This is a genomic window from Kitasatospora sp. NPDC002551 (genome assembly GCF_040296005.1).
Lineage (GTDB): Bacteria > Actinomycetota > Actinomycetes > Streptomycetales > Streptomycetaceae > Kitasatospora.
This window is the reverse complement of sequence record NZ_JBEOWI010000006.1, coordinates 79,917-95,717: the sequence shown is the minus strand read 5'-3', so window position 1 is coordinate 95,717 and position 15,801 is coordinate 79,917. Positions and strand designations below refer to the sequence as shown.

At 74.7% G+C, this 15,801-nt stretch carries 15 protein-coding genes; 3 read left to right on the top strand and 12 right to left on the bottom strand.

Annotated features, from left to right (window positions below; genetic code table 11):
* The first annotated feature begins 202 nt into the window (after nucleotides 1–202).
* Nucleotides 203–706, top strand: a complete 504-nt coding sequence (locus ABT093_RS08310; RefSeq protein ID WP_350561741.1) for a DUF7144 family membrane protein — start codon at nucleotides 203–205, stop codon at nucleotides 704–706.
* Nucleotides 707–767: 61 nt separating this feature from the next.
* Here the strand turns inward: ABT093_RS08310 and ABT093_RS08305 are convergent, their stop codons facing one another.
* Complete coding sequence (locus ABT093_RS08305) at nucleotides 768–1,703, bottom strand: DMT family transporter (protein WP_350561739.1); 936 nt, start codon at nucleotides 1,701–1,703, stop codon at nucleotides 768–770.
* Between ABT093_RS08305 and ABT093_RS08300 the strand changes: the two genes are divergently transcribed.
* Nucleotides 1,702–3,159: an aminotransferase-like domain-containing protein gene (locus ABT093_RS08300; protein WP_350561737.1), complete on the top strand. Its 1,458-nt coding sequence runs from the start codon at nucleotides 1,702–1,704 to the stop codon at nucleotides 3,157–3,159. The genes ABT093_RS08305 and ABT093_RS08300 overlap by 2 nt on opposite strands.
* A 23-nt stretch (nucleotides 3,160–3,182) precedes the next feature.
* Here the strand turns inward: ABT093_RS08300 and htpX are convergent, their stop codons facing one another.
* The 11 genes from htpX to ABT093_RS08245 form a co-directional block, all read right to left on the bottom strand.
* Entirely contained in the window at nucleotides 3,183–4,046 is an 864-nt protein-coding gene (gene htpX, locus ABT093_RS08295; RefSeq protein WP_350561735.1) for a zinc metalloprotease HtpX, read from the bottom strand.
* Between the two features lie 161 nt (nucleotides 4,047–4,207).
* Nucleotides 4,208–5,800 carry an NADH-quinone oxidoreductase subunit N gene (locus ABT093_RS08290; RefSeq protein WP_350561733.1) on the bottom strand — a complete coding sequence of 531 codons (1,593 nt, stop codon included), beginning with the start codon at nucleotides 5,798–5,800 and terminating at the stop codon, nucleotides 4,208–4,210.
* A 2-nt stretch (nucleotides 5,801–5,802) separates the two neighbouring features.
* The gene (locus ABT093_RS08285; protein ID WP_350561731.1) at nucleotides 5,803–7,383 is read right to left on the bottom strand and encodes a complex I subunit 4 family protein; all 1,581 of its coding nucleotides are present in this window, start codon (nucleotides 7,381–7,383) and stop codon (nucleotides 5,803–5,805) included.
* Between the two features lie 50 nt (nucleotides 7,384–7,433).
* Nucleotides 7,434–9,455, bottom strand: coding sequence for an NADH-quinone oxidoreductase subunit 5 family protein (locus tag ABT093_RS08280; protein ID WP_350561729.1), 2,022 nt, complete (start codon nucleotides 9,453–9,455; stop codon nucleotides 7,434–7,436).
* Nucleotides 9,452–9,829 carry an NADH-quinone oxidoreductase subunit NuoK gene (gene nuoK / locus ABT093_RS08275; RefSeq protein WP_350561727.1) on the bottom strand — a complete coding sequence of 126 codons (378 nt, stop codon included), beginning with the start codon at nucleotides 9,827–9,829 and terminating at the stop codon, nucleotides 9,452–9,454. Before nuoK ends, ABT093_RS08280 begins: the two co-directional genes overlap by 4 nt.
* On the bottom strand, nucleotides 9,829–10,560 hold the full coding sequence (locus ABT093_RS08270) for an NADH-quinone oxidoreductase subunit J family protein (RefSeq protein ID WP_350561725.1): 732 nt from the start codon (nucleotides 10,558–10,560) through the stop codon (nucleotides 9,829–9,831). The genes nuoK and ABT093_RS08270 overlap by 1 nt, the downstream gene beginning before the upstream one ends.
* Nucleotides 10,557–11,129 (bottom strand): NuoI/complex I 23 kDa subunit family protein, encoded by a 573-nt coding sequence (locus ABT093_RS08265; RefSeq protein ID WP_350561723.1) that lies wholly within the window; start codon nucleotides 11,127–11,129, stop codon nucleotides 10,557–10,559. Before ABT093_RS08265 ends, ABT093_RS08270 begins: the two co-directional genes overlap by 4 nt.
* Nucleotides 11,126–12,085: a complex I subunit 1/NuoH family protein gene (locus tag ABT093_RS08260; RefSeq protein ID WP_425554840.1), complete on the bottom strand. Its 960-nt coding sequence runs from the start codon at nucleotides 12,083–12,085 to the stop codon at nucleotides 11,126–11,128. Before ABT093_RS08260 ends, ABT093_RS08265 begins: the two co-directional genes overlap by 4 nt.
* Nucleotides 12,082–13,089, bottom strand: a complete 1,008-nt coding sequence (locus tag ABT093_RS08255; RefSeq protein WP_350561721.1) for an NADH-quinone oxidoreductase subunit C — start codon at nucleotides 13,087–13,089, stop codon at nucleotides 12,082–12,084. Before ABT093_RS08255 ends, ABT093_RS08260 begins: the two co-directional genes overlap by 4 nt.
* Nucleotides 13,086–13,778, bottom strand: a complete 693-nt coding sequence (locus ABT093_RS08250; RefSeq protein WP_350561719.1) for an NADH-quinone oxidoreductase subunit B — start codon at nucleotides 13,776–13,778, stop codon at nucleotides 13,086–13,088. Before ABT093_RS08250 ends, ABT093_RS08255 begins: the two co-directional genes overlap by 4 nt.
* Complete coding sequence (locus ABT093_RS08245; protein WP_350561717.1) at nucleotides 13,769–14,185, bottom strand: NADH-quinone oxidoreductase subunit A; 417 nt, start codon at nucleotides 14,183–14,185, stop codon at nucleotides 13,769–13,771. The genes ABT093_RS08250 and ABT093_RS08245 overlap by 10 nt, the downstream gene beginning before the upstream one ends.
* Before the next feature lie 294 nt (nucleotides 14,186–14,479).
* Here ABT093_RS08245 and ABT093_RS08240 point away from each other — a divergent pair, with 294 nt between their 5' ends.
* The gene (locus tag ABT093_RS08240; RefSeq protein WP_502884178.1) at nucleotides 14,480–15,694 is read left to right on the top strand and encodes a sensor histidine kinase; all 1,215 of its coding nucleotides are present in this window, start codon (nucleotides 14,480–14,482) and stop codon (nucleotides 15,692–15,694) included.
* The last annotated feature ends 107 nt before the right edge of the window (nucleotides 15,695–15,801 follow it).

The following is a 15,801-nucleotide window of genomic DNA, read 5'->3' as shown; positions in this document are numbered from 1 at the left end:
GGTCGGACCAGCAGTACCGGCCGGCCGGCCGCGCCGGACGGGGGCGCGCGGGCGGGTCACCCGAACAGGGGCGGGTCACCCGAACAGGCGCGACCCGGTTGCCCGGCACCCGCGGGGGTTGGACGGTCGAAGTCAGCACGCCTCTTTGAACACCTGTCCGGGAGTGCCCAACCGGCCCCGGCGTCCGGTCCTGGAGGAACCCATGAGCAGCACGTCGTCCCCGCCGCCCGGCCAACCGCCCCCGGAGCAGCCGCCGACGGACCAGCCCCCGCCCTGGCGCTCCGGCACCGGCCAGCCGCCACCGCCGGCCTCGCACCACGGGTTCCGCGAGTGGGCTCCCGGCTTCGTGGTGTTCGCGGGCGTCCTGATGCTGATCAACGGCATCATGGAGGTGCTGCGGGGCATCATGGCGGTCCACGATGACGAGGTCTTCCTGACCACCAACCGCTACGTGTTCCGGTTCGACCTCACCGGCTGGGGCTGGATCCACATCGTCGTCGGCGCGCTGGTCGCGCTGGTCGGCGCCTTCCTCCTCAAGGGAGCCGGCTGGGCCCGGTACGCCGGTATCGTCCTCACCGCGGTGAGCGCCATCGACGCGTTCCTGTCGATGCCGTACTACCCGGGCTGGTCGATCGTGGTGATCGCCCTGGACGTCTTCATCATCTGGGCGCTGTGCGTCTACCGGCCCGCACGGGCCGGTCACTGATCCCGTCCGCCGCCCGGCCCCGTACCGCGTACGGGGCCGGGCGGCGGCGCCGTGCCCGGCCTCAGGCCCGGGCCCGCTGGGTGAACGCGATGCAGAGCAGCACCACCACCGCGGTCACGGGGGCCGCGGCCGGCAGGTCCTCGCCGAGCAGCAGCACCGACCAGACCAGGGTGACCAGCGGCTGGGCCAGCTGGAGCTGGCTCGCCCTCGGGACCCCGATCAGCGCCATCCCCCGGTACCAGACCACGAAGCCGCCGAACTGCGAGACGGCCGCCGTGTACAGCAGCCCGGCCGCCGCCTTCGCCCCGAGGTGCACCGGCTCGGCGGGCAGCGCCAGGGCCGTGGTCAGCGCGGTGACCGGCAGCGCGGCGACCACCGCCCAGCCGATCACCTGCCAGCCGGGCAGTTCCCGGGAGATCCGCCCGCCCTCCGCGTACCCGGCCGCGCAGACCAGCAGCGCCGCGCCCAGGCAGAGGTCGGCCGGGCCGGGCCGCCCGTGGCTCTGCAGCAGGGTGAACCCCAGCACCGCCACCGCCCCGGCCAGCGCCGCGCCCCAGAACAGCCGCGACGGGCGGCGGCCGTCCCGGCGGGAGCGCAGGGCGGCGACGGCGGCGGTGGCCAGCGGCAGCAGGCCGATGACGACGGCCGAGTGCGCGGTGGAGGAGGTGCGCAGGGCCAGCGTGGTGAGCAGCGGGAAGCCGAGCACGCAGCCGGCCGAGACCACCAGCAGGCCGGGCCAGTGGCGGCGTTCGGGCAGCGGGACGCGGGCGGCCGTGAGGCAGAGGGCGGCGAGCAGACCGGCGAGCAGACCGCGCAGACCGGTGGCCGTCCAGGGGCCGAAGCCGGTCAGCGCCCAGGCGGTGGCGGGGAAGCTGAAGGAGAAGGAGAGGACGCCCAGGGCGGCCAGGACGGTGCCCGGGGCCCCCGTCGGGGCGGGCGCCGAAGCGGGTCGTGCCGCTACCGCCAAGGGGTGCGTAGCGCTATCTTGTGCTCTCATGACCGAGCGTAGCAGTGTGGCCGAACTCGCCGACAGCCTGCGCCGCGAGGTGGAGCGCTACCCGGAAGGGCGGAAGCTGCCGTCGAGCCGGGCCCTGAGGGAGCGCCACCAGGTCAGCCCGGGGACGGTCTCCCGCGCCATCGCCGTCCTGGCCGCCGAGGGCCTGGTGGTCACCCGCCCGGGCGCCGGGGTGTTCCGGGCGGCGGCCTTCGCGGGCGGCCCGGGAGCCGCGGCGGGCGCCCCCGCCGCCCGTCCGGGCGACCTCTCCTGGCAGGAGCTCGCGCTCAGCAGCGACACCGGCCCGCGCGACCTGCTGGCCGCCCCGGTGTTCGCCACCCTGCGCGTGCCGCCGCCCGACGTCATCGACCTCAACGCCGGCTACCCGCACGCCTCGCTGCTGCCCGAGCGCCTGCTCGCCGCCGCCCTCGCCCGGGCCGGACGGCGGCCGGGCGCCTGGGAGCGCCCGCCCACCGACGGCCTCACCGAGCTGCGCGGCTGGTTCGCCCGCGACATCGGCGGCCACGGCGGGCCGATCGGCACCGGGGACGTCCTGATCACCGCGGGCGGGCAGGGCGGGCTCACCGTGGCGATGCGCTCGCTCGCCGCGCCCGGCGCCCCCGTCCTGGTGGAGTCGCCGACGTACTCGGGGATCCTGGCGGTGGTCCGGGCGGCCGGGCTGCGGCCCGTCCCGGTACCGGTCGACGCCGACGGCGTGCGCACCGACCTGCTGGCGGACGCCTTCGCCGCCACCCGGGCGCGGGTCTTCGTCTGCCAGCCGCTGTTCCAGAACCCGACCGGCGCGGTGCTCTCCCCCGAACGCCGCGGCGAGGTGCTGCGGATCGCCCGGGCGGCGGGCGCGTTCGTCGTCGAGGACGACTTCGCCCGGCTGCTGGTCCACCCGGACGCCCCCGCGCTGCCGCGCCCGCTCGCCGCCGAGGACCGCGACGGGGTGGTGGTGCACCTGCGCTCGCTGACCAAGGCCGCCTCGCCCAACCTGCGGGTCGGCGCGCTCACCGCGCGCGGGCCGGCGCTCGCCCGGCTGCGGGCGACCCAGGTGGTGGACAGCTTCTTCGTGCCCCGGCCCCTGCAGGAGGCGACGCTGGAACTGGTCGCCGACCCCGGCTGGGCGCGCCATCTGCGGGCCCTCGGCACCGAGCTGCGCAACCGCCGCACCGCCGCCGTCGCCGCCCTGCACCGGGAGCTGCCGGGCACGCTCGGCGCGTACCGGCCCGGCGGCTACCACCTGTGGCTGCGCCTCCCGGACGGCGTCGACGACGGCGCGCTGACCGCCGCCGCGCTGCGGGCCGGCGTCCAGGTGACGCCCGGCCGCCCGTACCACGCGGCCGAGCCGCCGGCCCCGCACCTGCGGATGAGCTACGCGGCCGCCGAGAGCTCCGCCCAGGTGGTGGAGGGCGTCCACCGGCTGCGGCTGGCCTTCGAGGAGGTCACCGGCTGACGGCGGGCCGCCCGGCGTGGACCCTAGGCCCGGTGCCCGGCCATCCGCTCCAGCCGGGCGATCCGCTCGGCCATCGGCGGGTGGGTGGAGAAGAGCTTCGCGCCGGCCTCGCCGGTCCGGAAGGGGCTGGCGATCATCATGTGGCTGGCGGTCTGGATCTGCGGCTCCGGGGGCAGCGGCAGCTGCCGGGTGCCGGCGTCCAGCTTGCGCAGCGCGCTCGCCAGGGCGAGCGGGTCGCCGGTGATCCGGGCGCCGTCGGCGTCGGCCTGGTACTCGCGGGAGCGGCTGACGGCCAGCTGGATCAGCGAGGCCGCGACCGGGCCGAGGATCATGATCGCGAGCATCCCGAACAGGCCCGGCCCGTCGTCGTCCTCGCCGCGGCCGAACGGGATCAGCCAGGCGAAGTTGACCAGGAACATCACCACCGAGGCGAGCGCCCCGGCCACCGAGGCGATCAGGATGTCGCGGTTGTAGACGTGGCTCAGCTCGTGGCCGAGGACGCCGCGCAGCTCGCGCTCGTCGAGCAGCTGCAGGATGCCGTCGGTGCAGCAGACCGCCGCGTTGCGCGGGTTGCGGCCGGTGGCGAAGGCGTTGGGGGCCGGGGTCGGCGAGATGTAGAGCCGGGGCATCGGCTGGCGGGCCGCGGTGGAGAGCTCCCGGACGATCCGGTACAGCTGCGGGGCCTCGATCTCGCTCACCGGGCGGGCGCGCATCGCGCGCAGGGCGAGCTTGTCGCTGTTCCAGTACGCGTAGGCGTTGGTGCCGAGGGCGACCAGCAGCGCGATCACGAAGCCCGTGCGTCCGAAGAAGCCGCCGATCACCAGGATCAGCGCCGAGAGGCCGCCGAGCAGGGCGGCGGTCCTCAGTCCGTTGTGCCGGCGGTGCACGGCTGGCCCTCCAATGGTGCGTGGGGAAGCCCTTTCTGCCTCGTCCCTCCTGCCGGGTCAACGGGCGGGGACGGCGGCCTTGTTCCCTTGTGACCAGCGCGACACCCGGCCGGGCCGGCCGCGGCCACCCGCTCCGACCTCGGCACACACCGCGGGGAGGGTCAGAACAGCGAGCCGCCGACCACCTGGAGGACCAGCTGCGGGGCCACCGAGAGCACCACCGCCGCCGAGGCGGTGAGCCCCAGGGTGGCGGTCAGCGACACCGGCAGGCGGTGACCGGCGGCCGGGGCCCCGGCGGCGGCCTCGCCCTGGGCCGGGGCGAACAGCCGGGCGGTCCAGAGCAGGTAGTAGTACAGGGCGACGACCACATTGACGGCCATGACCACGGCCAGCCAGCCGAGCCCGGCGTCGACGGCGGCCTGGAACACCACCACCTTGCCGAACAGGCCGATCACGCCCGGCGGCAGTCCGGCCAGGCAGAGCAGGAAGAACGCCAGCGCCAGCGCCGTCCAGCGGTTGCGGGCGAACAGGCCGCGGAAGTCGTCCACGCTGGTCCCGGCCCTGCGGCCGACCGCCGCCACCACGCCGAAGGCCCCGAGGTTGACCACGCCGTAGATCAGCGCGTAGGCGGCGGTGGCGCCCAGCGGGTCGGTCGCGGTGGGCGCGTAGCCGGCCGCGGCCAGCGGCACCAGCAGGTAGCCGGCCTGGCCCACCGAGGACCAGGCGAGCAGCCGGACCGCGCTGTACCGGGTGTCGAAGCGCTGGCGCAGCGCGCCCACGTTGCCGACCGTCATGGTGACGGCGGCCAGCACCGCGAGCGTCAGGCCCCAGGTGTGCGCGTACGGGCGGAAGGCGATCGTGGTGGCCAGCGCCAGGCCGGCCAGGCCGGCCGCCTTGCCGACCACCGAGAGGTAGCCGGCCACCGGCAGCGGGGCGCCGGTGTAGGTGTCCGGCACCCAGAAGTGGAAGGGGACGGCGGCGACCTTGAAGGCGAAGCCGACCAGGGTGAGCACGGCGCCCGCCTCGGCCAGCGGCTTCAGCTGCGCGGGCGCCTGTTCCAGGCCGGTGGCGACGGCGCCCAGGTGCAGGCTGCCGCTCGCCGCGTAGACGAAGCCGATGCCGAGCAGCATCACGGCGGTCGCGGTGACGGAGGAGAGGAAGAACTTCAGCGCGGCCTCGGCGCCCCGGCCGTCCCGGCGCAGCGCGACCAGGGCGAAGGCGGGCAGCGAGGCCACCTCCAGGGCGATCACCAGGGTGGCGAGGTCGCGGGAGGCGGGCAGCAGGGCGGCGCCGGTGGCGCTGGAGAGCAGCAGGAACCAGTACTCGCCGCCGGGCAGCTTCTCCTCGTCCACCGTGTGCGCGGACAGCAGCGCGGCGATCAGCGCGCCGCCGAGCGCGAGCAGCTGGAAGACCAGGGCGAAGTGGTCGGCGACGTACGAGCAGCCACCGTTGTCAGTGGCTCCTGTTACGTTCTGCGCACAGAAGGTGGCCCGGGGTGATCCCCCGGTGAGCGGGAGGAGCGAGACGAGCGCGAGGGCGAGTCCGGCGGCGGTGAGCCGGCCGAGCCACCGCTTGTGCTGCGCGGGCAGGAAGAGGTCGGTGACCAGCACGGCGAGCGCGGCCAGCGCGGCGATCAGCGGGGGCGCGATCGCCACCCAGTCCACGGACTGGATCAGGCTGCCCGGGTTGGGGACGGCGAGGGAGGTCACAGTGGTCTGCCCCGTGGAGTGAGGTCCGAGTGCGGTGCCGAGCATGATCAGCCACCCCCGAGGAGGTGTTTGACGGCGGGGTCGGAGAGGCCGAGCAGCAGCGCGGGCCAGAGACCGGCGAGCAGGGTGAGGGCGGCCAGCGGCGTCCAGCTGACGGCCTCGTACGGGCGCAGGTCGGCGAGCTCGGCCACCGGGGCGGGCTGCTTCGGGTCGCCCATGCAGACGCGCTTGACCACGATCAGCAGATAGGCGGCGGTGAGGAGGGTGCCGAGGCCGGCCAGGACCATGTAGGTGACGAACGCGGGGCGCGAGAGGCCGTCGGCCGGGTCGAACGCGCCGAACATCGCGAGCAGCTCGCCCCAGAAGCCGGCCAGTCCGGGCAGGCCGAGGCTGGCGACGGCGGCGAAGGCGAGCAGCGCGCCGAGCCGTGGTGCCCGCCCGTAGAGGGCGGCGCCGGTGGCGCCGGAGAGGGTGTCGAGGTCCGCCGTCCCGTAGCGGTCCTTGAGCGCCCCGACCACGAAGAACAGCAGGCCGGTGATCAGACCGTGCGCGATGTTCGCGAACAGCGCGCCGTTGACGCCCACCGGGGTGAGGGAGGCGATGCCCAGCAGGACGAAGCCCATGTGGCCGACGGAGGAGTAGGCGATCAGGCGCTTGAGGTCGCCCTTGGCGCCGCGCCGCGCGAGCGCGAGGCAGGCCAGTGAGCCGTAGACGATGCCGACGGCGGCGAACGCTCCCAGGTAGGGGGCGAGCGTCGTGGTGCCGTCGGGGACGACCGGGAGGAGGACGCGGACCAGGCCGTAGGTGCCCATCTTCAGCAGCACGCCGGCGAGCAGCACGGAGCCGACGGTCGGCGCCGCGGTGTGCGCGTCCGGGAGCCAGCTGTGCAGCGGCCAGGCGGGAGCCTTCACCGCGAGCCCGACCATGATCGCCAGCGCGGCGATCACCTGGGTGGAGTGGCTCAGGCCGGAGCCGTGGGCGGCGGCGAGGGCCTGCATGTCGAAGGTGCCCGCCTTGCCGCCGACCAGCAGGAAGCCGAGCAGCATCACGGCCGAGCCGAGCAGCGTGTAGAGGATGAAGCGGTTGGCGGCCGGCACCTTCGCCCCGCTGCCCCAGCGGGCGATCAGGAAGTACATCGGGATCAGCACGATCTCGAAGGCCAGGAAGAAGAGCAGGAGGTCCAGCACCGCGAAGGTGGCGAGCATGCCGACTTCGAGGAGGAGGAACAGCCCGGCGAAGGCCCGGGCCGAGGGACGGTCGGCGTCGGGGGCTCCGCCCCGGGCCTCACCGGACGGCAGCCGTCGCTCCGAGTAGAGCGCGCAGAGGAAGGTGAGCAGCGAGGTCAGGACGATCAGCGGCAGCGAGACGCCGTCCACACCGAGGTGGAGGCGCACGCCGATGGCCGGGATCCAGGACACGTCGGTGGTGGCCTGCATCCGGGCGGGCTCGTCGTGGTCGAAGCCGGCGGCCAGGACGAGGGTGAGCACCAGGACGGCGCCGGTCACCACGGTGCTGAAGCGCAGCGCTCGCCGGTCGGCGGCGGCCGGGTCCGCGCCGAACACCGGGGCCAGGGTGAGCGCGGCGCCGAGCAGCGGCAGCACCAGGAGGGCGATGAGGACCGCGTTCATCGGGGGCTCCTAGCGACGACGGCGGACGGGGAAGGGAGGCACGGCATCGGTTACACCGCCACCAGGACGACCAGCAGGACGACGCCGGCGAGCAGCGCGCTGAGGTAGGTCTGCGCGTTGCCGGTCTGGGCGAGCCGGACGGCGCGGCCGAGCAGGCCCGCCCCGGCACCGGCGCCGCGCACGTACGTCTCCACGACCTCGCGGTCGAGGAAGCGGACCAGGCGGGCGGCGGCCTCGACCGGGCGGACGAACAGCGCGCCGTAGAGCCGGTCGACGCCGAAGCCGTGCCGGGCCGGGTCGAACAGCGGGCCGAGCAGGGCGCGCCCGGGGTCGGCGACGACCGTCCCGGCGGCCGGGGCTCCGGCCTGCCCGGGCACCCGCGCGGTGGCGGAGCGCCAGGCCCCGTAGGCCAGCAGCGCGCCGACCACGGCGAGGCCGGTGCCGATCACGGCGGTGACCGCGGAGGGCCGCAGCGAGCCGCCGTCCAGCAGCGCGGGCAACCAGTCCGAGCGCAGGCCGGTGACGCCGAAGCCCATGGTCGGCACGGCCAGCACCCACAGCGGCCAGCGCATCGCGGGCGGCTCGGCGACGGCCGGGTCGGCCTCGTCCGGCTCGGGCGAGTAGGGGGCGCCGGCCTCGTGGTCGCCGGCGACCGTGGCCCGGTCGGCGGCGGGCAGCACCTCGGGCGCCGCCGCGGCCGCGCCCGCCGGGCTGTGGAAGGCCACCAGGAACAGCCGGGCGGCGTAGGCCGCGGTGAGCAGCGCGGTGAGCCCGGCCGAGATCAGCACGATCCAGCCGGCCGCCTGCGGCACCGCCGAGGCGGGGCCGAGGCCGTTGGTCAGCGCCTCGCCGTTGGCGGCGTGCTCGGCGGCGGTCAGCACCGCCTCCTTGCTGAAGAAGCCGGCGAACGGCGGCAGGCCGACCAGGGCGACCAGCGCGATGCCCATCGTCCAGTAGGCGTCCGGGACGCGCTTGCGCAGCCCGGGGATGCGGGACATCGCGGAGATCGAGTTGGTGTGCGCGGCGTGGATCACCACACCGGCGGCGAGGAACAGCAGCGCCTTGAAGGCGCCGTGGCTGACCAGGTGGAAGACCGACGCCTGGCGGTCGCCGCTGGCCAGCGCGCCGGCCATGTAGCCGAGCTGGCCGACGGTCGAGTAGGCCAGCACCCGCTTGAGGTCGTCCTGGGCGAGCGCGCACAGGGCCGAGCCGATCATCGTCACGGCGGCCATCACCGCCAGCACGACCAGCGCCGCGCCGGAGAGCAGGAAGACCGGCAGCAGCCGGGCCACCAGGTAGATGCCGGCCGCGACCATGGTGGCGGCGTGGATCAGCGCGGAGACCGGCGTCGGGCCGGCCATCGCGTCCGGGAGCCAGGTGTGCAGCGGGAACTGCGCGCTCTTGCCGGCCACCCCGGCCAGCAGCAGCAGCGCGACCAGCGTCGGGTGGCCGAGCCGCCCCTCGGTGGCGGCCCGCAGCACGTCCTCGATCCGGAAGCTCCCGGCGTCGGCGCCGAGCAGGAAGACGCCGAACAGGAACGGCACGTCGCCGAGCTTGGTGACCAGGAAGGCCTTGAGCGAGGCGGAGCGGGCGTCCTCGGTCTCCCAGTGGTGGCCGATCAGGAAGTACGAGCAGATGCCCATGACCTCCCAGCCGACCAGCAGCACGACGAGGTCCCCGGAGTAGACGACCAGGAACATCGCCGCCGTGAACAGCGAGACCAGCGCCGCGTACGAGGGGTAGCGCGGGTCGTCCTTGAGGTAGGCGGTCGAGTAGACCTGCACGCAGGTGGCGACCAGGCCGACCAGCACCGAGATCAGCGAGCTGAAGCCGTCCAGGTGGATCGCGAGCGCGATGTCCGGGCCGCCGGTCGGGGTGAGCCGGGTGGCGGCGTCCAGCGCCTGGCCGCTGCCGAGCTGGAGCGCGACGACCAGCGCGAGCACCGCCGAGACGGCGACCGGCACGATCGCCAGCGGCTTGGCGAGGCCGGGCACGCGCTTGCCGGTGGCGAGGGTCGCCGCCGCGCCGAGCGCGGGCAGCGCGGGGACGAGAGCGGGCAGGGCGAGGTTCATGCGGTGGCCCGGCCCTTCAGCGCCTCGGCTCCGGCCGGCGCCTGCTCGGCGTCGGCGGTGGACTCGGCCGGGTCGCCGAGCGCGGTGACCCGGTCGACGTCCGCGGTGCCCCGGGCCTGGAACAGCAGCAGGACGATGGCGAGCCCGAGGCCGATCTCGGCGGCGGCGACGGTGATGGTGAACAGGGTCAGCGCCTGCCCGGCGTGCAGCGCGTCGCGCAGCCAGGCGTCGAAGGCGACGAGGTTGAGGTTGACGGCGTTGAGCATCAGCTCGACGGACATCAGCACCAGGATGACGTTGCGCCGGGCGAGCACGCCGTAGACGCCGACGCTGAACAGCAGCGCGGCGAGGACGACGGGGTAGGCGAGGTGCATCAGCCCTCCTGCTCGGGGGTGGTCGGAGCAGGCGCGGGCCCGTCCCCGGTCGCGGCCCGGTCCGCGGGCCGGCTCCCGGCCCGCTCCTCGGCCTCGGCGACCGTGCGGTTGGAGCCGACCGGCCGGCCGGCCCGGATCCGCCCGGCCCGAGGCGCCGGCACCCGGCTCCGGTTGCCGCGCGACAGCACGATCGCGCCGACCAGCGCGGCCAGCAGCAGCACCGAGAGCGCCTCGAAGGGCAGCACCCAGGTCCGGAACAGGCTCGCGCCGGTCACCGCCGCCGAGCCGCCGCCCGCGCCGAGGTCGATCCAGGACGTCCGGAAGGCGTCCACGACCAGCGTCACCAGCGTGCCGGCCGAGGCCAGCGCGACGACCAGGGCGAGCCAGCGGTTCCCGGAGTCGGCGTCCGGTGAGCGCCCGATCGGCGCCTTGGTGAGCATCAGGCCGAACAGCACCAGGACGACCACCGAGCCGAGGTAGATCAGCACCTGCACCCAGGCGATGAACTCGGCGGTGAGCAGCAGGAACTCCACCGCGAGGCCGCCGAGCGCGACGACCAGCCAGAGCGCGGCGTGCACCAGCTGCTTGGTGGTGACGGCGACCAGGGCCGAGCCGAGCACGGCGACGCCGACCAGCAGGAAGACGATCTCCACCCCGGTCGGGGAGAGGAACGAGCGAGCGGCCGGGTCCAGCGACCCGGTCGCGGCGAGCAGGGTGAGGGCGCCCTTCACGCGTCACCACCGTCCTGCGCCGGCTCGGCCGCTTCCGCCGCCTTGGCCGCGGCGGCCGCCAGCTTGTCGGCGGACTTGCGCGCGGTCGCGATCTCCTTGGGCTCCTCGGCCGCCGGGTCCAGCGCCGGCGGCACCGGCACCGTCCACATCCACTCCCGCAGCCGGTCCCGCTCGTGGGTCAGCTCCAGGATGTCGGTCTCCGCGTACTCGAACTCGGGCGACCAGAACAGCGCGTCGAACGGGCACACCTCGATGCAGATCCCGCAGTACATGCAGAGCGAGAAGTCGATGGCGAAGCGGTCCAGCACGTTGCGGGTGCGGGCGCGCGCGTTCGGGTCGGCGGCCGGCAGCGTCTCCTTGTGGGAGTCGATGTAGATGCACCAGTCCGGGCACTCACGGGCGCAGAGCATGCAGACCGTGCAGTTCTCCTCCAGCAGCGCGATCACCCCGCGCGAGCGCGGCGGGAGGGCCGGCTGCGCGTCGGGGTACTGCGCGGTGATGCTCTTCTTCGTCATCGTCCGCAGGGTGACGGCCAGGCCCTTGGCCAGGCCCGCACCGGGGAAACTCATGAGATCGCCACCTTGATGATGCCGGTGAGGGCCAGCTGGACGAGGGCGAGCGGGATCAGCGCGGTCCACGCGAAGCGCATCAGCTGGTCCTCGCGCAGCCGGGGGTAGGTGACCCGCAGCCAGATCACCACGAAGGCCAGCGCGAAGGTCTTCAGCAGGGTCCACAGCCAGCCGAGCTGGTCCGGCAGCGGGCCGTGCCAGCCGCCGAGGAAGAGCACGGCGGTCAGCGCGGAGACCACCAGGATGCCCGCGTACTCGGAGAGCAGGAACAGCGCGAAGCGCAGACCGGTGTACTCGGTGTACGCGCCGAAGATGATCTCGGAGTCGGCGACCGGCATGTCGAACGGCGGGCGCTGCAGCTCGGCCAGGCCGGCCGTGAAGAACACGAAGCCGCCGATCAGCTGCCACGGGATCCAGTACCACTCCCAGGCGTCCATGATCCCGGGCAGCGAGAGCGTCCCGGCGGCCATCGCCACGGAGGCGGCGGCGAGCACCATCGGCAGCTCGTAGGACATCAGCTGCGCGGCCGTCCGCAGACCGCCGAGCAGTGAGAACTTGTTGGCCGAGGCCCAGCCGGCCATCAGCTTGCCGATCACGCCGACGCCCATGACGGCCAGCACGAAGAACAGGCCGGCGTCCACCGCCTGCCCGACGAAGCCGCCCGGCCCGACCGGGATCGCCAGCAGCACCAGCAGGTACGGCAGCAGCGAGACGGCGGGCGCCAGCTGGAAGATCCGCCGGTCGGCGCCGGCCGGGACGATGTCCTCCTTCTGGGCGAACTTCACGCCGTCCGCGATCAGCTGCGCCCAGCCGTGGAAGCCACCGGCGTACATCGGGCCGAGGCGGCCCTGCATGTGCGCCATCACCTTGTGCTCGGTCTGGCCGATGACCAGGGGGAGGGTGAGGAAGACGACCAGCGTGGCGACGCAGCGCAGCACCGTGTCGAACAGGTTCACGCGCCGTCTCCGTCCTGGCCGGCCGACTCGGCCGGCGGTGTCTCGCTCGTCCCGCGCTCCGCGGCGGCGGGTTCCTCCGCGGCGGGCTTCTCCGCCACCGGCTCCTCGGCCGCCGGCTTCCCGGCCACCGGCTCCCCGGCCACCGGCTCCCCGGCCGACGGCTCGGCGGCGGGCCGCTCGGGCTCGTCGTGCGCCGGCACCGGGTTGTGCCACGGCGCGTCGGAGGACCGCGTCCGGGCGGGCGCCGGGGCGGCCTCGCCGGGCGCCTGGCTCGCCGACCCCTCGGAGACCGAGCGCGTCCGCCTCGGCCGGTCCGCCCGCACCGCGGCGGCGCCCTCGGCACCGGCCGCACCCGCGGCCGCGCCGCGCGGCGTCCGGGCCGCACCGGCGGCGCCGGCCGCCCGGGCACCGCGCGCCGGCCGCTCGGCGACCGGCGGCAGGGTGCCCTTGAGCGGCCCCCACTCGTTCGGGTCCGGCACACCGGCCGGCTGCATCTTGCGCCGCGCCGGCCCGTCGCCGTGGTCGGACTCGCCCGGCTCCTTGGCGCCCGGCCAGGCCTTGGCGACCCGGGCCGCGAGCACGAACTCCTTGCGCAGCGGGTGTCCCTCGAAGCCGTCCGGCAGCAGCAGGGTGATCAGGTGGGGGTGCCCGGCGAAGTCGATGCCGAACATCTCGTGCGTCTCGCGCTCGTGCCAGGCGGCCCCGGCGTACACCGGGACGGCGGTCGGCAGCGCGGCCGCCTCGCGCGGCACCCGGGTGCGCAGCGCCAGGTGGCGCACGCCCGGGGCGTCGACGGCGGCGAGATGGGCGACCACCGAGAAGCCCTCGGCGAGCTCGTCGACGGCGCTGAGCCAGTCGAAGAAGCCGAGGCCCAGGGTGTCCCGGGCGGCGGTGAGCGCCTCGATCCAGTGTTCCGCCGGCACGTCGACGGTGATCAGCCCGTACGCCTCGGCGCCGGTCGCCCACTCCCCGACCGACGCCGCGTACTGCTCGGCCGTGGTCACGAGACCCCTCCCTCGACGGAACCGGAACCGGCCGCACCGGCCGCACCGGTGGAGCCGGCGGCGGCATCCGGACCGGCCACCGGCGGACGCCGCAGCGCCGCCGCGGGCGCGGTGTAGCGGCCGGGCAGCGACTCGGCGGCGATCTTCTCCTGGAGCTTGAGGATGCCCTGGAGCAGCGCCTCCGGACGGGGCGGGCAGCCGGGCACGTAGACGTCCACCGGGATGATCTGGTCGACGCCCTTGGTCACCGAGTAGGAGTCCCAGTAGGGCCCGCCGGAGTTGGAGCAGGCCCCGAAGGAGATGACGTACTTCGGCTCGGGCATCTGCTCGTAGAGGCGCTTGACGGCGGGCGCCATCTTGTCGGTCACCGTCCCCGAGACGATCATCAGATCGGCCTGCCGGGGGCCCGGTGCGAAGGGGATGACGCCCATCCGGATGAAGTCGTGCTTGGCCATCGAGGCCGCGATGAACTCGATCGCGCAGCAGGCCAGGCCGAAGTTGAAGCACCAGAGGCTGTAGCGCCGCCCCCAGTTGAGGACGACCTTCACCGGGTCCGGCGCGAGCCGGGCCAGCGGGCCGATGCCGCGCCGCTCGACGGCGGCACCGGGGCGCGACGGGTCCGGCACGCCCAGCGGAACGGGGCCGCCGGAGGCGTCGTGCCCGTGCGAGTGGGTGTGCGTCACGTCCATTCCAGAACGCCCTTCTTCCAGGCGTAGAGCAGTCCGACCGCGAGGAAGCCGATGAAGACGAACATCTCGACCAGCGTCCCGGCGCCGTACCCGGCGGAGGCGAAGACGGTCGCCCACGGGAACAGGTAGATCGCGTCGACCGCGAAGATCACGTACAGGAAGGCGTAGACGTAGTAGCGGACCTGGGTGTGCGCCCAGTCCTCCCCCACCGGGTCCACGCCGCACTCGTAGGCGAGGAGTTTCTCGGGCGAGTACACCACCGGCCGCAGCAGGCGGTTCGCCGTGAACGCCACCGTCACGAAGAGCACGCCGACGACGGCGAGCAGGCCCATCGCGGCGTACGCGTCGAAGTAGCCGCTGCCGGCCGCCGGGTCGGCCGCGACCGAAGCCGCCCGCTGCCCCACCATGCCTCGCCTCCACATCGGCCGCGGAACCCGCCCTCGGGGAGGTTCTACGACGTTCCTTTACACGCTCAATACCATCGCCAGTGCGTGAGTCTAAGTGCACGGCACCGGTGCCCCGCATCCTGCCCGATCCGCAAGACACCCGATGGACAACCGGTGGACGGCCGGCGCCCCGCCCGGGGTGGGGATAACCCCCGCCCCGGGAGACGTATCACCCCCATGGCCTCACCTACCCCCCACCGGCCAAGCTAGAGGCACAGCTCGACCGGAAAAGGACGGTAGACGGAGATGAAGCGAATGGACGGCACGGCCGGGGGCGTCGGCCAGGAGCCGCCGGCGCCCGCCGGACACGCCCCGCTGTACGGTGCGCGGATGTGGCGCCAGGTCGGGCGGCTGTTGCTGAACCTGCCGCTCGGGATCGCCGGCTTCGTCTTCACGGTCGTGACGCTGTCCGTCGGCCTCGCCCTGTCGGTCACCGTCATCGGCCTGCCGCTGCTGGCCGCCGGACTGGCCGGCTGCCGGTCGATGAGCGGCTTCGCCCGCCGCCGGGCCCGGGCCCTGTACGGCTCCGAGGTGCACGAGCCGGAGCCGGTGCCGCGCCGCCGGCCGGGCGTCACCGGCTTCGCGATCGCCCACCTGACCGACGCGCTCTCCTGGCGCTCGGCCCTCTACAACGTGCTGATGCTGCCCTGGGGCGTCCTCGGCTTCGCGCTGACCCTGGTCTTCGTGCTGGTCGGCTGGCCGGCCCTGCCGTGGGCGATCCGCGCCCAGTCGGCGGTGGACCGGATGCTGGTGGAGACCCTGCTGCACCCGGGCGTCCTGTCCGAGCGGGTGCGCGAGCTGGAGGACGACCGGGGCACCGTGGTCGACACCGCCGCCGCCGACCTGCGCCGGATCGAGCGCGACCTGCACGACGGCGCCCAGGCCCGGCTGGTGGCGCTGGCGATGGACCTCGGCATGGCCAAGGAGCGGCTGCGGGAGACCGAGACGCCGCAGGACGTGGCGGCCGCCGCCAAGATGGTCGACAACGCCCACGGCGAGGTGAAGCTGGCCCTGCAGGAGCTGCGCGACCTGGCCCGGGGCATCCACCCGGCGGTGCTCACCGACCGCGGCCTGGACGCGGCGCTGTCCTCGGTGGCCGCGCGCTGCACCGTCCCGGAGGGGGTCAAGGTGCACGTCGACCTGAAGGCCCCGGACGGCGCCACCGACCGACCCGACTCGGCGGTCGAGGGCATCGCCTACTTCACGGTCAGCGAGCTGCTGACCAACATCTCCAAGCACGCCGGCGCCCGCTCCGCCACGGTGGACGTCTGGCGGGCCGACGACCAGCTGATGCTGCTGGTCCAGGACGACGGCAAGGGCGGCGCGGCCCCCTACCCGGGCAGCGGCCTGGCCGGACTGGCCGAGCGGATCCGCGCGGTGGACGGGGTGTTCCTGGTGGAGAGCCCGGACGGCGGTCCGACCACGGTGACCGTCGAGCTCCCCTGGCGCACCCGCACCGCCCGCCGCTGACGCCGGGCGCACCCCCTCGCCCCGCTGTGACCCGGACGGCGGACGGCCCCGCGGAACCCTTGCGCGGTTGTGCGGGCCGCCCGCCGTCCGGGGGCTGGTGGGGAACT

Coding starts and splice junctions, on each gene's coding strand:
- ABT093_RS08310 (WP_350561741.1), top strand. CDS start 203: ATGAGCAGCACGTCGTCCCCGCCGCCCGGCCAACCGCCCCCGGAGCAG.
- ABT093_RS08300 (WP_350561737.1), top strand. CDS start 1,702: ATGACCGAGCGTAGCAGTGTGGCCGAACTCGCCGACAGCCTGCGCCGC.
- ABT093_RS08305 (WP_350561739.1), bottom strand. CDS start 1,703: ATGAGAGCACAAGATAGCGCTACGCACCCCTTGGCGGTAGCGGCACGA.
- ABT093_RS08290 (WP_350561733.1), bottom strand. CDS start 5,800: ATGCTCGGCACCGCACTCGGACCTCACTCCACGGGGCAGACCACTGTG.
- ABT093_RS08285 (WP_350561731.1), bottom strand. CDS start 7,383: ATGAACGCGGTCCTCATCGCCCTCCTGGTGCTGCCGCTGCTCGGCGCC.
- ABT093_RS08280 (WP_350561729.1), bottom strand. CDS start 9,455: ATGAACCTCGCCCTGCCCGCTCTCGTCCCCGCGCTGCCCGCGCTCGGC.
- nuoK (WP_350561727.1), bottom strand. CDS start 9,829: ATGCACCTCGCCTACCCCGTCGTCCTCGCCGCGCTGCTGTTCAGCGTC.
- ABT093_RS08265 (WP_350561723.1), bottom strand. CDS start 11,129: ATGAGTTTCCCCGGTGCGGGCCTGGCCAAGGGCCTGGCCGTCACCCTG.
- ABT093_RS08250 (WP_350561719.1), bottom strand. CDS start 13,778: ATGGACGTGACGCACACCCACTCGCACGGGCACGACGCCTCCGGCGGC.
- ABT093_RS08245 (WP_350561717.1), bottom strand. CDS start 14,185: ATGGTGGGGCAGCGGGCGGCTTCGGTCGCGGCCGACCCGGCGGCCGGC.
- ABT093_RS08240 (WP_502884178.1), top strand. CDS start 14,480: ATGGACGGCACGGCCGGGGGCGTCGGCCAGGAGCCGCCGGCGCCCGCC.